The sequence below is a fragment of the Actinopolymorpha alba DSM 45243 genome (assembly GCF_000373925.1).
GTDB classification, from domain to species: domain Bacteria; phylum Actinomycetota; class Actinomycetes; order Propionibacteriales; family Actinopolymorphaceae; genus Actinopolymorpha; species Actinopolymorpha alba.
In genome coordinates this window covers 1-15370 of record NZ_KB892826.1, presented here as the reverse complement: position 1 = coordinate 15370, position 15370 = coordinate 1, and the positions used below count along the sequence as shown (strand labels likewise).

Genomic DNA, 15370 nt, shown 5'->3' with positions numbered 1-15370 from the left:
CATTCACAGCACCAAGACTCAGGTACTCAGCCCAGCGAGCGAGCTTCCGCGCGGCACGAACCAGCTCACCCAACTCGTAACCATTACACGCTGACTGATCAACAGCAGCGAACGCCACCGCCAACGCCGGACCGGGAAGCATCTCAGCAAACCCGGGCGGGAGTGGTGAGATCCGCACACCATCGTCGTCGCTCATACGTTCGAGTTTAGCCGATCACGATCATGATGTGCAACCAGCGACGGCCATCGGAACGCCTTGTTTACAAGGAGATTGCGGCACCCAGAGGCCTTGAATGAGTGTGGAAACTCCGGGGTGTTATAGGCCCTCGGAGTCTCCACAATGTTTGGCCGGCAAGCATGCTGTTTGGCCGGCAGACCTGCTCCGACGGCGGCCCGACCGGTGGCGTCGCGCCCTCGCCGACGGAAAGCGGGGATCCTCGGCCCCACTTACGCTCCGCCAAACCCGCTAACCGGAGTCGCCCAGTGCGCGGCTCCGGTGTTCCTGCGGCCTGAGCCCTCGAACCCGCTTGAAGGCAGTGCTCAGAGCGAAGGAACTGCCGTACCCCACCTGCCGCGCCACCGCCCCAATCGTGGCCTCGGGTTCGCGCAGCAGGTCGGCCGCGAGCGCCAACCGCCAGCTGGTGACGTACGCCATTGGGGGTTCGCCGACCAGTTCGGTGAAGCGGCGCGCCAGCGTCGCGCGGGAAACCCCCGTGGCGTTGGCGAGCGCGGCCACCGTCCACGGATGGGCGGGGTTGTTGTGGATCATCCGCAGGGCACGGCCCACCAACGGGTCACCGTAGGCGTGGTACCACGCCGGTGCCTCGGCGCGGGAGAACCACGTGCGGAGTACGGAAATGAGCAGGAGATCGAGAAGGCGATCGAGTACGACTTCCTGGCCCGGGTCGTCCTTGGTGATCTCTTCCGCGAGCATCGGTGTGAGGGGGCAGGACCACGAGTCTGCCCGCAGGACCAGCACCGTCGGCAGGACGGCGAGCAGGCGCTGGCTGACCTCACCCTCGAGTTGGTACGTACCGCTGAGCATCACCGTCTTGCCGTTCGCGCTGTTGCCCCACGTGCGTACGCCGAGATCCATCGCCTGGGTCAGGTCGTCCCCGTCGATCGTGGCGCAGCGTTGGTCGGGATGGATGATCACCTGCGGCGGTGTGGCGGGGTCATCCGCGAGGGTGTACGGATCTGGCCCGCGGAAGATGGCGACGTCGCCGGGGTGCAGGAGTTGGGCGTCGCCGTGGTCGGGGACCATCCAGGCCTCACCGCGGACCATTACGCCCATGGTGAGGGGCGCGCGGTCCTCGATGCGGAGTGACCAGGGCGGGTCGAGGATGGAGCGGAGCAGGAACGCACCGCGTGCCTGCGGTCCGCGCAGAAGGCTGGCCAGAGCATCCATGCCGGTGAGTTTAGACGCTTGCGCATGCACCTGAGCATCTGAGCCATGGTTCGTCTCAAGCCGGCGGTGTTCACTGGCACCATGACAGCGAACACACACGGAAAGATCCTGGTTCTCGGTGGCACCGGCAAGACCGGTAGCCGGGTGGTTCGGCGCCTCGAGGCGCGCGGTCTGCCGGTACGCGTGGGGTCCCGTTCGGCCGAGCCGCCGTTCGACTGGGAGGACCAGAGCACCTGGGCGCCGGCGCTACGAGACGTGACGTCGGTGTACGTCGCGTATTACCCCGACCTGGCGTCGCCGGGTGCGTCGCCAACCATCCGTTCGTTCACCCAGGCCGCGGTGGACAGCGGCGTACGGCGGATGGTCCTCCTCGCCGGACGGGGGGAGGAGGAAGCTGAGGCCTGCGAACAACACGTGCGGGATTCGGGAGTGGAATGGACGATCCTGCGGGCGGCGTGGTTCGCCCAGAACTTCGGTGAGAGCTTCCTGGTCGAGCCGGTGCTGGCCGGTGAGGTCGCGCTTCCGGTGGGTGACGTCGGTGAGCCGTTCGTGGACGCCGAGGACATCGCTGACGTCGCCGTCGCCGCGTTGACCGAGGACGGGCACGCGGGGCAGCTCTACGAGTTGACCGGCCCCCGGTCGCTGACGTTCGCCGATGCCATCGGCGAGATCGCGACGGCGACGGGGCGGCCGATCCGCTTCGTACCTGTGTCGGTGGATGAATACGCGGCCGCGTTGACGCAGCACGGCGTACCACCGGAGTACATCCAGCTGCTGACCTACCTGTTCACCACGGTGCTGGACGGGCGCAACACGCACGTGGTAAACGACGTCGAACGCGTGCTGGGCCGCCCGGCCCGGGACGTCAGCGCGTACGTGCGGGCCGCCGCCGAGGCCGGCATCTGGGCTGCTGAATAACGCAGACCGCTGAATAACGCAGACGGAGGGTTGCGATGCTCGAGTTGGCGCGGATGGCAGCACTGGTGGCCGCCACCATAACGATGGGTCTCTCAGCGGGACTCTTCTACGCGTACGCGTGTTCGGTCATGCTCGGGCTCGCGCAGGCCGACGATCGCGCGTTCGTCACCGTGATGCGGCGGATCAATGTCGCCATCATCAACGGTTGGTTCTTCGCGAGTTTCCTTGGTGCGTTGGTCTTCACGGCGCTGGCGGCGGTGCTCCACCTCGCCAGCGCCGGTCGGCCGGCATTGCCGTGGATTGTTGCGGCGCTCGTGTTGTACGGCGTGGGAGTGCTCGGCGTCACCGCTCGCGTCAACGTCCCCCTCAACAACGAGTTGGAGGCGGCGGGCGACACCGACACCGACAGTGACGCCGGCCTGGCCGCGGCGCGGGCGGGGTTCGAAGGGACCTGGGTCCGCTGGAACGTCGTCCGGGCGGTGGCCGCGACGGCCGGGTTCGGCTGCCTCGTCGGTGCGCTCGTCGCTCGTGGGTAGACCGGCGGGCTGGGCCCGCCGGGCCGGGCCTGGCCTGCGGGGCCGCCCTGCGGGCCTTGGCCCGCGGGCGTGCCTCAGCAGGGCCGGATGATGAGGAACGGCGTACTCGTGTACTTCTGGCGATGAGGATTGTCGGCGAGTACGTCCGCGAGTTCCGCCGCTGACCGGGACTTGGGGGACACCGCGCGGATCGATCCACCGAAGTCGTTCATGTCCACGATGGCCACCCCGACCCCGGTCGCTTCCTCGAGTTGGGCGCAGAGGATGGCGGCCTCGTCCGAATCGAACGGCGGGAAAAGCAGAGTCTCGTACGGCGAAACCCCGCCGTCGACGTCCCGAGCGAACGGGCCAGCAAGCCGGAAGAACGTTCCGTGAACGCCGAATGGTCTGGTGAACGCGGCGGCCCCCGCGGCGGCGAACACCCTCGTTTTGCCGACGACGTTCATGACGTACTGCATCTTCGCCGGGACCGCGAGCCCCAGCGCGCCTCCAAACTGCGGTCGAATGAACTTTGAAAGAACTCGAGCCGTCCATCCGACTGCGATGTCGTCGACAGCTACGGTCCGCCCGGTCAAAAGCAGAGCGACCTTCTCGCTGATCGTGATGGTGTCGCCGGCTTGCCGGTCGGCACAGTACCGGACGACCAACTCAGTCAGATCCTCGTGCGCATCGAGCCAATGAGTGCGGACAGGGATCCGAAGAAAGGACTGCCGGCCAACCGTTACCGTGGTCCGGACTGGCTGGGTTACAGACATTTCGGGGACCCCCGACGGTGTATTTCCGTGTGCCATCTCGCAGTAGCCTGGCAGACCGTGCGGCTTCCTGACTGGTCCGTGAGAGTTCTCTCATTGAGGGTGGAGAACCGCATTAAGCTTGGGCCCTATTCGGTAGTGTCGGCGGCGCAGCACAGCTTCTGACCGTCGTTCGTTCGCTGCCTCGGGTGAGAGGTGGCGTAGTCGTTAGGTCCGGATTCTGGTTGTCCGGCGCGGGTCTCAACGTGGAGTCCACTGAAATTCCTATTCGAACCGCGACCTGTCATATCTGGCGAGTCGAGGAGGATGGTCATGTCGTTGACACGACTCGACCTTCGGGCGCAGGTTGGCCCGAAACTGGACGAATGGCCCAAGCGTTGCGTCGACCTGGCGACCTGGATCGTCGAGACGGCCGCCCCGCAGTCCAGGTGGCCGGAGCTCGCGGTGGAGCGGGCCGAGAGATTCATCGACGAGGCCACCCTGGAGGCCGTGCGGGAGGCCTGTGCGAACGCGGTCGGCACCCCGGTACACGTGACTGGTATTCCGGTTGTCGACGTCAGGAACAGGTCGACCGGGATCGCGAACGATCTCCTGCTCATCGGTTTCCTGGAGCTGGCCGGGCAGCGGGTCTTCGGATATGAGGAGCAGAACGCCGGCGCGCTCGTGCAGGACATCATCCCTATTCCAGGGAAGGAAAACTCCAACTCGAACGCCGGTCGTGTCCACCTGGGCTGGCATACCGACGACGCCGTCTTCTCGCCGGAGTACCGAGCCGAGGGAATAGCCTTGCTGGGTCTGGTGAACGAGGCGGAGAGTCATACCCTCTACACCACTCTCGACGGCGTTCTCGACATTCTTGACGAGGATGCCTGGCGGATACTCAGCGAGCCGAGGTTCAGGTTCGCGACACCGGAGTCCTTCCACGTCTTCGGCGGAAAGCAGATCTACACCGAACGCCGTCCGTTGATCAGCCAGAGCACCGGATGGTACGACGTGACCTGCGCGGAGTACAGCACCATGACGGATCGCTGGGACGAGGAAGCCCAGCAGGCGCTGGAAACCTTCCGGCACACGCTGTCGAGATCTCCACACGTCTCGCTCGCGATCGCCCCGGGTGACTGCCTCATCATCTCCAACCGGCGCGGGCTGCACTCCCGCGATGCGGTCACCGGCCGGCGCCACCTCAAGCGCGCGTACGTCAGGAGCGACTTGACAGCGTTGCGAAGCACCGTCGACGACCCGGACGAAGTGCTCTTCTCGTGCGAGAAGTTCATCCTCCGCTAACAGGCTTCTTCAAGTTCCCGCACACGAAGTCTGCGTATCCGTCCGGCACAGGGACGCCACGGGAGAGCATCCAGTGCAGGCGGCTCGCCCCGGTCAGCGCCAGTGTCACTTCGTAGCCGGTGCGGACCGAGTCAGAGGCGAACCATCCAGCCGCCCCGGCCAGGTAGTCATCCACCAGATCGTCGAAGCTGCTCAAGGCGAGGTGCGCAAGGTCGGCACCCACCGGGCTGATCCCGAGCGTCCCCCAGTCGAACACCACGGTGTCTTCTGTGTCTGCACAGGCGCGGAGGTTCCCGGCATGGAAGTCGCCGTGACTGAGCACCGTCGGCACGCCACGCAGCTTGGCGAGCAGCTCGTGGCGACGGGACCAGAGCGCGACCAGCCTCGGGTCGGCCGGCACGGTCGTCCAGTCCAGCTCACTGACAGCGATGCGTTGCGCGAGCTGATGTCCCGCCAACCACGGCAGCTCCGGTATCGGCGTACTCGCCTGCCACGCTCCCAGCCGCCGGCCGGCAAGGTGGGGCGACTCTGCCGGACCGCTGACGTACTCCAGGTAGATCTCGTTGCCGGCGACGCCGTAGCAGCGCGGCGCCGCGAGTCCCGGCCCGGTGGGCAGGAGCGATGCCTGGTAGGCCAGGAGTTCCCTGCGCCAGTATGCCCAGTGCCGCGGGTCGGTGGACGCGCTTGCGTGCGGCCCGCTGGTGAGAGGCTGGAACGCCTTGCGGACAAGGACGATCGGGTGGACATTCCCCGCGTACCTCACTCGCGCCGTCACGCGGGCCACGCCGGCCGTCGCCGCACCCGTCCCGCCGTCGATGCGCTCGACTTCGCAGTCGAGGAGTACGGCGTCGGGTCGGCCCGCGGCGGCGGCGACCACGGATGGCGGAATTGCCGATGGCGAAGTCACGGCGCGTCCGGACCGTCAGGGGCCCGCCAGCGGAGTGCTCGACCGCTGGCCGAGAATCCGAGCGAGCGATAGAGCGGCGCGGCGACGTCGCTCGCGTGGACGTCGATGATGCTGACACCACGCTCGACCATCCAGGCGACGAGAGCTGACGTCGCGGCACGGGCGAATCCCCGCCTGCGCCAGCGCGGCGCGGCGCCGACCCATTCGAGGTAGCCGGCACCGCTGTTCGTACGTCGCGGTGAGGGAAAGCGGGTGTGGACGACTCCCACCGCCATCGCGGCCAGGCCATCACCCGCAGGGGAGTCCACGACGAACGCGCCGACGTCGTTCCAGAGTCGTTCGTGGAACGCCGCCTCGACCTCCGCAGCCCACTGCGCCGAGGCGTCTGTCGTACCAAGCTCGGCGAACATCCCCGAGACGAGCCGGATGATCTCTGGTGCGTCGTGGAGCCTCGCGGGACGGGCCTCCGGGCCCTGCGTCATGTCCGCCATGACGAGCACGCTAGCGCGGCAAATCCGGTGGTGGGGCGGACGCCGAACCGGCACGCTCGCCTCCATGAGCGAGCGGATGCGGATGTGGTGGACCGATGACCCTGCCGATCCCGACGTGATGGCAGCCGACGACCCCGACGTGCGGAGGTTGGTCGCGGCCGTCGCACCAGGCTCGGAGGTGACCACACTCGGCGGCACGATGTCCCTCAATCTCCGGCTGCACTCGGTCGGCTTGGTGCTGAGGGTGCACCAATCGTTCGTCTCGCGGCAGAGAATCCTTGCTCTGCAAGGGCTTCGCCGTAGTCTGCTGGCCGGCGGTCTCCAGATCGGCGAGCCGCACACCTGGCGCGGCAAGGCGGTGTTGACATGTCGGGGAAGGCTTGCGGAGCTGGAGACCTACGTTCCGCATCAGGTGCCCGAGGACACCTGGGCGTCGTACTTCTGGATGTTTCGCGCGATGGGGCGGCTGCACCGCGCGCTGACCGGCCTCGACATCGCGGTGCCGAAGCCGGTTGTCGCGACCTACGCGCCACCTGGATCGGTACGGCGCTGGCTGGCGGTGACTGCCAAGGCCGTCGAGCGGGATCCCGAAGCCACCAAGGTTGTGCAGCGCACTCACCAGGTGGTGGGTGCGCTGCGCGCACGGTGGGTGCCGGCGTCGGTACTCCCACATCACCTTGTCCACGGCGATGTCAGGCGAGGCAACTTCTCCTTGACAGCCGCGGGGAAGCCGGTCTACTTCGACTTCGGGTTCGCCGCGAGACGGCCACGCATCCACGACCTGGCGTACGCCCTCGCCTGGCTGATACCCCGCCGAGACGGTGCCGGCGCGGCGGAGGAGTTCGAATGGGAGAACGTCCCGCGGCTGATAGGGGAGTACGAGGACGCCGCGCACACCACGCTGACCGCGCGGGAACGCGAGGCGCTGGTGCCTTACGCCGCGGCGATTCCGGTTTACCACGCCGCGATCCTGGGCTATGCGGCCGATCCGGTGCGGCAGCTCCGGAATCCGTCCCGCCTCGCGTTCCTGGGCATCGGTCAATGGCTGCTTGACAACCCGCACGCGGTGCTCGGATCAGCGTGAGCCCATCTCCGGGTCGACCGTGGTGGCCGCTCCGGCATCGGCAAGCAGCCGCGCGATCTCGTGGTGTCCCGCGCCCACGGCGAGCTGGTACGCCGTACGGTCGCCGAAGATCGGGTGGTAACCGAGGCCGTCCGGGTCAACGCCATGATCGAGCAATAGGCGTACCCGGTCGACCATCCCATGGTCGGCCGCCCAACGCAGCTGCTCCTGCAGCATCTGTGCCGGCGAGGGATACCGCGTTCCCATGCGCTGCCGCCACGGGCTCTCGGTCTCGGTGCCGAGGCCGAACTCGAACAACAGCACCAGATGGTCGTTCACCGGGGTGAACATCCGGTTGTAGAGCGTCTGGTTGTCGTTGGGGTCGGCGCCCGCCTCGAGGAGCAGGCGGGCCAGCGCCAGCGAGTCGGGATGTGGTGGCTGGTCCTGCTCCCCACCACCGAACGCGCCGGTGAGCGCGGTGAACGGCGACGGCATCCCGCGCCACAGGTAGCCGGCGTTCGGATCGGCGCCCGCGGCAAGCAGCAGCCGCGCCACCTCGAGCGCCGACCGGCCGGGCCCGGTATCGCCCAGCCTGGAGTACGCCAGATACAGCAGGGGTTCCCAGTCGAACGGGCCGCCCGCGCGCTGCGCCTGCTCGGGATCCCGCGCCAGCACCTCGCGTACGCCCTCGATCTCGCCGACGGCTGCCATCGTGTGGAGGGTGGCCGTCGCGAGGTCCGGGTGTGCGGCGAGCAGGGCGGACGCCTGGTCCGCGCGCCCAGGCGTATCGCGGGTGTAGGTCAGGCAGGCGAGGTTGAGGAAGTGGGTTGCGAGCGCTGCCAGATCGCCGGCGGCCCCGGCCGGCAGCTCATCGACGGGCTGGGGCGACCGGGAGTACGCCGCAACGATGTCGAGGTGTTCCCGCAGCTGCCGCCAACCGGGAAAGCCGTACTCGCGGGCGATCACCAGCTGGGCCTGGCTGAGGGGAAAGTCCGCGTACGCGCTCGGACCTGCGGTCTCGGACACACCACGGGGATCGAACTCACGGACCAGCGTGAGCGCGTCAGGATCGGCGATGCGGACCCGCTGCTGGAGCGCCCTGGCCTGATGCTTCAGGTGCTCGAGGTTGGGGTTGTCGGGCAGTGGACGTGGTGGCACGGAGGCCTCCTTCTCTGGAAGCCCGATGTCCGCGTGGTCGGGCGGAAAAGGAGGGAACCAATCGCCACTGCAGGAGCGCTCGGGTGGGCTGAGCCCTCTCCGCGGACCGGATGCGCCCCGAAGCGCGTCCTCAACGGTATACCGCCCGTCGCCCGACCCGCCAGCCCTTCCAGCGCGGGCGGCCAGCTCGGCCTGTCCCTCCTGCGTGAGATGCTCACGCGGGACATGACGTGGCGAGAACGACGGAGCCGGTGAGCGTGATGCCAGAGCAGGAAAGCGTGATGCCAGAGCAGGAAGACGTCGAGGTGGACCTCGACCGGATGACCGACTTCCGTACGCCATGGTCCGTGCACGTGGTGGTGACCCTGCGGATCGCGGAGCACCTCGCCGATGGCCGGTCCGAGATCGGTGAGCTGGCCGCGGCCGCCGGCTGTGACGCGGATGTGCTGGGCCGCGTACTCAGGCATCTGGTCAGTGTGGGCATGTTCAAAGAACCCGAGCCGGGGCGCTTCGGGTTGAACGTCGCCGCCCGGCAGCTCCTCGATCCGGGCCGCCGGCTCTTCCTCGACCTGGACGGACTCGGTGGCCGGATGGCGCACGCCTGGAGCACCCTGCTCACGGTCGTTCGTACCAGCAAGCCGGCCTACCACCAGCTTTTCGGCCGGACCTTCTGGGAGGACCTGGACGCGCACCCGCACCTTGCCGCAGCGTTCGACGCGGCGATGGGGCCGGCCGGGCACGGCACACCTGACCCCGAGATCCTGCTCGACGGCGACTGGGAGGTCGTGCGATCGGTGGTCGACGTCGGCGGCGGCGCCGGCGCGAAGCTCGCGGCGATCCTGCGCGTCCATCCCGAGGTCCGCGGCACGCTGGTTGATCTCCCAAGGACGGTGGCGCGCGCGGCCGAGGTGTTCGAGGCAGCCGGGGTGTCTGATCGCGCTACCGCGATCGGTCAGAGTTTCTTCGACCCGCTGCCCTCCGGCGCGGACGTCTACCTCCTCAGCTCGGTTCTCAATGACTGGCCGGACGAGGAGACGGTCACGATCCTGTCCCGCTGTGCCGAGGCGGCCGGTCCCGGCGGGCGGATCGTGGTGATCGGTGGTGTCTCACCCGACGACAGCCCGGGCGAGCTGTCTCCGGAGCTGGTCCTGGTGGGCGGAAGCGACCACCCGCTGGTGGAGTTCCGGGAGCTCGCCCAGCGCTCCGGGCTCGTTGTCGTCGCCTCCGGACGCCAGCCGTCTGGCCGCTTCGTCGTCGAGTGCCGCGCCCGTTGAGGGGCACGGCGCTCGACTGACGGAGTACCCCACCGAGCACCGTCAGCCAGCCCACTTCACCATGCAGCGCCTGTGCCGGCAGCGTCGTGGCGAACGCCACCGAGTTTCGAGCCGAGGTGGCGGGTCGTCAACCGTCAATCCTGCAGCGGCTTGGGAGCCGTTCAAGATCAAGTTCGAGAAACTGTTCACCGCGAGCCGCCGCGGTGAACAGTCTCTCGGACTTGATCTTGGTCTGGTCGGAGAATCGCCCACTATGCGAGACCGCCCGCCGCGTCGGAGTGGGCGACGGAGATGCCGCGGCGCTCCTTCAGTGGGTAGCCGTCGACGTCGATGGTTTCCTGCTTGCTCACCGCGGTATAGAAGTGATGCAGCCGGCCGTCGTGGGAGATGATCGCCGGCTTGTGCGCGTACGTCGAATCCACCGATCCCACCGGCCCGACGTCGACGAGGATCTCGCCGCTCTTCGCCCAGGTGTGCAGGTCGCGCGACGTGGCGTAACTCTCCCGGGCGTGCCCGTCGAAGGAAAACCCGAAGTAGAACATCACCCAGAAACTGCCGTCGCGGAGTACGCACGGATCGGAGGCGAAGCGTTCGTCGAAATCCCCGGGCCCGCCATGCGGGATAACCGGTGTTTCCCGTGGGCGGCGCCAGCGCATCAGGTCAGCTGAGACGGCGTACCCGGTCTGCTCACGCCACGGCCCCTCCGTACGATCCTTGGCGTTGTAGAAGCAGTAGTAAAGACCGTCATGGCGGAGCAGCCAGGACTTGTAGAGGCCGCCCCGCTCCCAGGCGCCGCCGTCTTCAGGACGCAGGATTGATCCGATATCCCGCCAGGCGGTGAGATTCGCGCTCGTACAGAAACCGATGATCGCCGGGCCGGTTTCCATGCCGGGCTCAGGATAGGCGTGGTAGGTGCCGACCGCGCGGCCGTCGATCCAGATCACCTGCCCGGCGGAGTGCAGGCGGTTGTCACGCACGATCGAGGTCAGTGCGGCGTTGTAGCGCCGGTAGGGGTGCCGCTCGTCCCGGCGCAGGATGAGTTCGCCCTGCTCCCAGTGCAGAAGGTCGCGGGAACGACTCAACGCGGTCTGATAGCCGACGCCGTCCCAACCGACGTAGGTCATCAGGAATTCGCCCTGGTCGGAGTAGACCGCCGGGCAGTCCACCATGAGGCTGTCGAATCTCCCCGGCCGCAGCGAGGGTTCGATCAGCAGGCGATCGACCTTGTGGGGCGTGCGGATCCGCGCCGCGTCGTAGCTCTCGACCATCAGCACACCTTCCCGCACCTGCGGGTAGGCATGCGGGCTACCGGCGTTCCACTTCCGGATCTGGTCGTGACGCCTCGCATCGACGGCCGCCGGGATGGTTGTGGGTGGTTGTACGCCTGATCGACGGTAAATCTCGTGGTGCCTGTCGGTGGGTCTCGTTATCGTCGCCGACGTGTTCACTCTTATCGGGTATGCCTACCGGGTCGCCCGTGGGAGCACGGTCCTGACGTTCACTCTCGCAATTGTTTCCGCTGGTATCGGGGTCTTTCTCACCTACCTTGTCGGCCAGGTCGTCGGCGCGGTTCCGGGTGTGGTGGCCGATCAGGCGGATGCGATGTCGATGGTGACGTTCGGCTGGTTGCTCGCCGCGCTGTTGGCGACCTTCATCGTGCAGAGCGTGTTGCCCGCCATCCGGCAGGTCGCGGAATGGAGCATGGCCAACGGGGTCGCGCGCGACATCGGCGTACAGGTCACTGATCCACTGCTCGCGCCGCACCGGATCGGGCACCTCGAAGACACAGAAGTCCAGGACCAACAACTGCGGGCCAAAGGTAAGGAGGGTTACCAGGTAGGGATCGGCTTGCGAGAGTTGCCGCACCTGGTGTCCAGCCGGCTCACACTGATCGGATCGGCGATTCTCGTCGGACGGATGTTCTCCTGGCCGCTGGCAGTGGGGCTCGCGGCGGTGACGTTCCTGATGGAATGGCACCGTCGCCGGGTCGTCGAAGGCGAGATCGACTCCTGGTGGGGGCTGACCGAGGGGCAGCGCCGGGCGTGGTATCTCTTCAACCTCGGCATGAAGGACGCGCCCAAGGAGCTGCGGGTCTTTGGCCTCGGTCCATGGTTGGTCCAACGCTACGCCTCGGTATGGCTCGACGCGATCCAGCCGGTGTGGCGGGCCCGGCGACGCGGCACGGTGAAGGCCGCAGCCGTTGCATTGATCCACCTCGGTGCGCACTCGGCCGCGATCCTGTTGGTGGGCCGGGCCGCGTTGGCCGGAGACCTGCCACTCACGCAGGTGGCGACCGCGGTGCCGGCGATCCTCGCGGTTGGCATGTCTTACAACGGGTACGCCGCGGTGCAGGTCAAGCGTGGCCTGACGGCGTACGTCGCCATGCGCAAACTGCCGCAGGTGATCGAGGAACGTCACCCGGAGTCGGCGGCTATCTCAGCGCCCATCTCGGCGGCCACCAGGGCGCCCCGTCCGGTCGGGTCCATGCCGCGGGAGGCGGTCCGGTTCGAGGGCGTGGGTTTTCGTTATCCGGGAGCCGAGGTCGACGTGTTGAAGGACCTCGACCTGGAAATCCCGGCGGGTGAGGCGCTGGCTCTGGTCGGCGTCAACGGCGCCGGCAAGTCCACGCTGGTCAAGCTGCTCGCGGGCGTCTACAAGCCGACCAGCGGCCGGATCACCGTGGACGGCGTCGACCTGCAGGACCTCGACCTCTCGGCCTGGCAACGCAGGGTTGCCGCGATCGTTCAGGACTTCCTGCGCTTCCCGCTGTCCGCGACCGACAACGTCGTTCTCGGATCAGCCGAACACGCCAACGACTCGCAGGCCGTCTCGGTCGCCGCGACGAAGGCCGGCATCGCCGACGTGATCGAGGCCCTACCGGCGGGGTGGGACACCGTCTTGGACAAGACGTACGACGGCGGGGTTGACCTGTCGGGAGGGGAATGGCAGCGGGTGGCGCTGGCCCGGGCATTGTTCGCCGTCGATGCGGGCGCCGGCGTGCTGGTGCTCGACGAGCCGGCCGCGGCGCTAGACGTGCGGGCCGAAGCGGAGTTGGTCGAACGCTACCTCGACCTGACCTCCGGCCTTACCTCGCTGATCATTTCGCACCGTTTCTCGGTCGTTCGCGACGCGCACCGCATCTGCGTGCTCGACGGCGGGCAGATCGTCGAGAGCGGCACTCACAAGGAGCTCCTCGCGCTCGACGGCAGGTACGCCGCGATGTTCGAGCTACAGGCGGAGCGATACCTGGTCGAAGGAGGTGCGGTCGATGCCTGATTCCGTACGCGCACTGCGGTTGTGGGTCACCACGGCGTTCCAGGCGGCGCCGCTGCTCGTCATCGGCCAGTGTGTCTTCGCGGTTCTCCAAGCGGTGACCGCACCGGCACAGACGTTCGGGGTGAAGCTGCTCGTCGACGGGCTCACCGGGCACGCCTCGTCCTCGATCACCTGGGGTATCGGCGTGATCCTGGCGGGGTTCGCCGTGAGCTTCGTGGGCATGGTCATCACCGGACCTGTGCAGGACACGACGGCCGAACGCGTGGCCGGCAAGATCTATCGCGACGTACTCGACGTCACCGCGTCGATCCCGAGCATCGTCCACCATGAGCGACCCGAGGTGGCCGACCGGGTGGAGCTGATCCGGGAGCATGCCTGGAAGCTCGGCGTGAGCTTCGAGATGCTGCTGTGGATCACCGGCACGGTCGCCAACACCATTGCGGTGCTGACCTTGCTCGGGTCGGTGCACCCGCTCCTCCTGCTGCTTCCAGTGCTCGGACTCGGGCGGGTCTGGTCTTCCTACGCGAGCATCCGGCGACTTCAGGACGCGATCGAGAAGACCGCACCCACCGCGCGGGTGATCGACCGGCTGATTGAGATCTCCAAGGACGCCCGGAACGGCCTCGAGATCCGCGTCTTCGGTCTGCGCTCGGTCCTGGTTGATCGGCTGATCTCGCTCCAGAACAACCTGTTCGGCGTGCAGGTGGGCGCGGTACGCGCGGGCGCCGTGCTTGACGGCTGCGTCCGGGTTGTGTTCGGCCTGTGCTTCACCGCCGCGATCATCTGGGCGATCTGGATGGCGCGGGGCGGCCGGCTCGCCGCTGGTGACGTCGTACTCGTCATCCTGGTGGCCCCGCAGGTCGACCAACTGGCCGGTGGTATCGCCGGTAACGCGTACTGGCTCGGCGAGATCCTGCGCAGCTTCGGTCGGTACGACTGGCTGCGCCGGTACGCCCACGACAACTCCTGGGCCGACAGTCGCGAGCCTGCCCCGGCGAAACTTCGGGAGGGCATCCGCCTCACCGGAGTCGAGTTCAGCTATCCGGGGTCCGGGGTCGCCCTCGGGAAAGCACAGCCGGGGTCCGGGGTCGCTCCCGGGAAAGCACAGCCGGGGTCCGGGGTCGCCCCCGGGAAAGCACAGCCCGGATCTGAGCGGCTGGTGCTGAAGGACGTCGATCTCCTCCTCCCGGCGGGGTCCACGGTGGCGCTGGTCGGTGAAAACGGCGCCGGCAAGACGACCCTGGTCAAGCTCCTCGCAAGGCTGTATGACCCGACGCGGGGCGCGGTGCTGGTCGATGGTGTCGACCTGCGCACCATCGATCCGACCGCCTGGCGGGAGCGGATGTCCGCGGGCTTCCAGGACTTCGTCAAGTGGGAGTTGACAGCACGCGAGGTAGTGGGCATTGGCGACTCCGGCCGGTTGGCGGATGACGCGGCGATCCAGACGGCGTTGCTTCGCGGTGACGCGGAGCCGGTGATCGCGAAGCTCCCGAAGGGGCTCGACACCCAGCTCGGCAAGAAGTTCACCGACGGGGTCGAGCTGTCGGGCGGGCAGTGGCAGCGGTTGGCGCTGGCCCGGGCGTTCATGCGGGATCGGACGCTGCTCCTGCTGCTCGACGAGCCGACGGCGGCGCTCGACCCCGAGGCGGAGCACGTGCTGTTCGAGCGGTTCGCCGAGGCGTCGCGGATCGCCGCCCGGGAGACCGGTGGGGTGACGGTGCTGGTGTCCCACCGGTTCTCGACCGTACGCATGGCAGACCTGATCGTGGTCATGATCGACGGCCAGGTCGCCGAAGTCGGCACCCACGAGGAGCTCGTGGCGCTCGATGGCCGCTACTCCGAGCTGTTCGAGATGCAGGCCCGGGCCTACCGCTGAGCGGCCCGGAACGCCGGCCCGCGCCCACGGCTCGGTTTGAGACCCGAATGATCACGTATACGTGGCTTGTACCCGCCTCACATGGCATCGGCACCACATGAGGCCGGCAATGACCAGGTATACGTGATCATTTCGGCCGCTACGGCTGGGGCCCCCGGTGATCACGAGGGTCGGCGGAAGGTGTACAAATGGCGCGCGGCGCGTCTTATGGACGCTGCCGGCATTTCGGTCACGGGGGCCATCGGTTTCAGCAGGATCTAGCGAGGAACCCCGGGCCTTCAGGCCCGGGGTGGAGTCGCTTCTTAAAGCCGGGGTGACTTGCACGGACGCACGGGTCTGCGCTGTCTGCCTCGGTCGGGATGCTTCTGGTTCTCGATGTGCTCCTTCACCACGGCGAGCGGGGCGCCTGCGCAGGATGCGGCGAAGT

General features: G+C 67.6%; 13 protein-coding genes and 1 pseudogene. 7 read left to right on the top strand and 7 right to left on the bottom strand.

The features are described from left to right. Together B141_RS48495 and B141_RS0137745 are read right to left on the bottom strand one after the other, a co-directional pair. A pseudogene (locus tag B141_RS48495) lies at nucleotides 1-196 on the bottom strand (HNH endonuclease); the annotation flags it as partial. Nucleotides 197-466: 270 nt separating this feature from the next. Next, nucleotides 467-1408, bottom strand: coding sequence for an AraC family transcriptional regulator (locus tag B141_RS0137745; protein WP_020580355.1), 942 nt, complete (start codon nucleotides 1406-1408; stop codon nucleotides 467-469). Nucleotides 1409-1453: 45 nt separating this feature from the next. Here B141_RS0137745 and B141_RS0137740 point away from each other — a divergent pair, with 45 nt between their 5' ends. Beyond that, nucleotides 1454-2326, top strand: a complete 873-nt coding sequence (locus tag B141_RS0137740; RefSeq protein WP_020580354.1) for an NAD(P)H-binding protein — start codon at nucleotides 1454-1456, stop codon at nucleotides 2324-2326. A 35-nt stretch (nucleotides 2327-2361) separates the two neighbouring features. Then, nucleotides 2362-2862 carry an anthrone oxygenase family protein gene (locus tag B141_RS0137735; protein ID WP_020580353.1) on the top strand — a complete coding sequence of 167 codons (501 nt, stop codon included), beginning with the start codon at nucleotides 2362-2364 and terminating at the stop codon, nucleotides 2860-2862. Nucleotides 2863-2936: 74 nt separating this feature from the next. Here B141_RS0137735 and B141_RS45045 read toward each other — a convergent pair whose 3' ends face one another. Next, complete coding sequence (locus tag B141_RS45045) at nucleotides 2937-3509, bottom strand: hypothetical protein (protein ID WP_020580352.1); 573 nt, start codon at nucleotides 3507-3509, stop codon at nucleotides 2937-2939. A gap of 417 nt (nucleotides 3510-3926) precedes the next feature. Here B141_RS45045 and B141_RS0137725 point away from each other — a divergent pair, with 417 nt between their 5' ends. Beyond that, the gene (locus B141_RS0137725) at nucleotides 3927-4898 is read left to right on the top strand and encodes a TauD/TfdA family dioxygenase (protein ID WP_157181601.1); all 972 of its coding nucleotides are present in this window, start codon (nucleotides 3927-3929) and stop codon (nucleotides 4896-4898) included. On the opposite strand, the gene B141_RS0137720 is transcribed toward B141_RS0137725, so the two are convergent. After that, nucleotides 4885-5805: an aminoglycoside phosphotransferase family protein gene (locus B141_RS0137720; protein WP_063828714.1), complete on the bottom strand. Its 921-nt coding sequence runs from the start codon at nucleotides 5803-5805 to the stop codon at nucleotides 4885-4887. The genes B141_RS0137725 and B141_RS0137720 overlap by 14 nt on opposite strands. Continuing rightward, the gene (locus B141_RS0137715; protein WP_157181600.1) at nucleotides 5802-6296 is read right to left on the bottom strand and encodes a GNAT family N-acetyltransferase; all 495 of its coding nucleotides are present in this window, start codon (nucleotides 6294-6296) and stop codon (nucleotides 5802-5804) included. The genes B141_RS0137720 and B141_RS0137715 overlap by 4 nt, the downstream gene beginning before the upstream one ends. Before the next feature lie 64 nt (nucleotides 6297-6360). Here B141_RS0137715 and B141_RS0137710 point away from each other — a divergent pair, with 64 nt between their 5' ends. Next, nucleotides 6361-7380 carry a phosphotransferase enzyme family protein gene (locus tag B141_RS0137710; RefSeq protein WP_020580348.1) on the top strand — a complete coding sequence of 340 codons (1020 nt, stop codon included), beginning with the start codon at nucleotides 6361-6363 and terminating at the stop codon, nucleotides 7378-7380. Here the strand turns inward: B141_RS0137710 and B141_RS45040 are convergent. Further along, the gene (locus B141_RS45040) at nucleotides 7372-8517 is read right to left on the bottom strand and encodes an ankyrin repeat domain-containing protein (RefSeq protein WP_020580347.1); all 1146 of its coding nucleotides are present in this window, start codon (nucleotides 8515-8517) and stop codon (nucleotides 7372-7374) included. The two genes, B141_RS0137710 and B141_RS45040, sit on opposite strands and share 9 nt — an antisense overlap. 230 nt (nucleotides 8518-8747) lie before the next feature. Here B141_RS45040 and B141_RS45035 point away from each other — a divergent pair, with 230 nt between their 5' ends. Beyond that, complete coding sequence (locus tag B141_RS45035) at nucleotides 8748-9791, top strand: methyltransferase (RefSeq protein WP_202806062.1); 1044 nt, start codon at nucleotides 8748-8750, stop codon at nucleotides 9789-9791. 251 nt (nucleotides 9792-10042) lie between these two features. Here B141_RS45035 and B141_RS0137695 read toward each other — a convergent pair whose 3' ends face one another. Then, nucleotides 10043-11059 (bottom strand): hypothetical protein, encoded by a 1017-nt coding sequence (locus B141_RS0137695; RefSeq protein ID WP_020580345.1) that lies wholly within the window; start codon nucleotides 11057-11059, stop codon nucleotides 10043-10045. 172 nt (nucleotides 11060-11231) lie between these two features. On the opposite strand from B141_RS0137695, the gene B141_RS45030 reads away from it, so the two are divergent. Together B141_RS45030 and B141_RS45025 are read left to right on the top strand one after the other, a co-directional pair. After that, nucleotides 11232-13067, top strand: coding sequence for an ABC transporter ATP-binding protein (locus B141_RS45030; RefSeq protein WP_157181599.1), 1836 nt, complete (start codon nucleotides 11232-11234; stop codon nucleotides 13065-13067). Then, a complete protein-coding gene (locus tag B141_RS45025; protein ID WP_020580343.1) occupies nucleotides 13060-14943 on the top strand; it encodes an ABC transporter ATP-binding protein in 1884 nt (627 codons plus the stop codon). The genes B141_RS45030 and B141_RS45025 overlap by 8 nt, the downstream gene beginning before the upstream one ends. Nucleotides 14944-15370 lie beyond the last annotated feature (427 nt).

Bases quoted from the DNA above. Each gene is read 5' to 3' on its own strand.
- B141_RS0137715 (WP_157181600.1), bottom strand. From the start codon at position 6,296: ATGGCGGACATGACGCAGGGCCCGGAGGCCCGTCCCGCGAGGCTCCAC.
- B141_RS0137740 (WP_020580354.1), top strand. From the start codon at position 1,454: ATGGTTCGTCTCAAGCCGGCGGTGTTCACTGGCACCATGACAGCGAAC.
- B141_RS0137695 (WP_020580345.1), bottom strand. From the start codon at position 11,059: ATGGTCGAGAGCTACGACGCGGCGCGGATCCGCACGCCCCACAAGGTC.
- B141_RS0137745 (WP_020580355.1), bottom strand. From the start codon at position 1,408: ATGGATGCTCTGGCCAGCCTTCTGCGCGGACCGCAGGCACGCGGTGCG.
- B141_RS0137725 (WP_157181601.1), top strand. From the start codon at position 3,927: ATGTCGTTGACACGACTCGACCTTCGGGCGCAGGTTGGCCCGAAACTG.
- B141_RS0137735 (WP_020580353.1), top strand. From the start codon at position 2,362: ATGCTCGAGTTGGCGCGGATGGCAGCACTGGTGGCCGCCACCATAACG.
- B141_RS45025 (WP_020580343.1), top strand. From the start codon at position 13,060: ATGCCTGATTCCGTACGCGCACTGCGGTTGTGGGTCACCACGGCGTTC.
- B141_RS0137710 (WP_020580348.1), top strand. From the start codon at position 6,361: ATGAGCGAGCGGATGCGGATGTGGTGGACCGATGACCCTGCCGATCCC.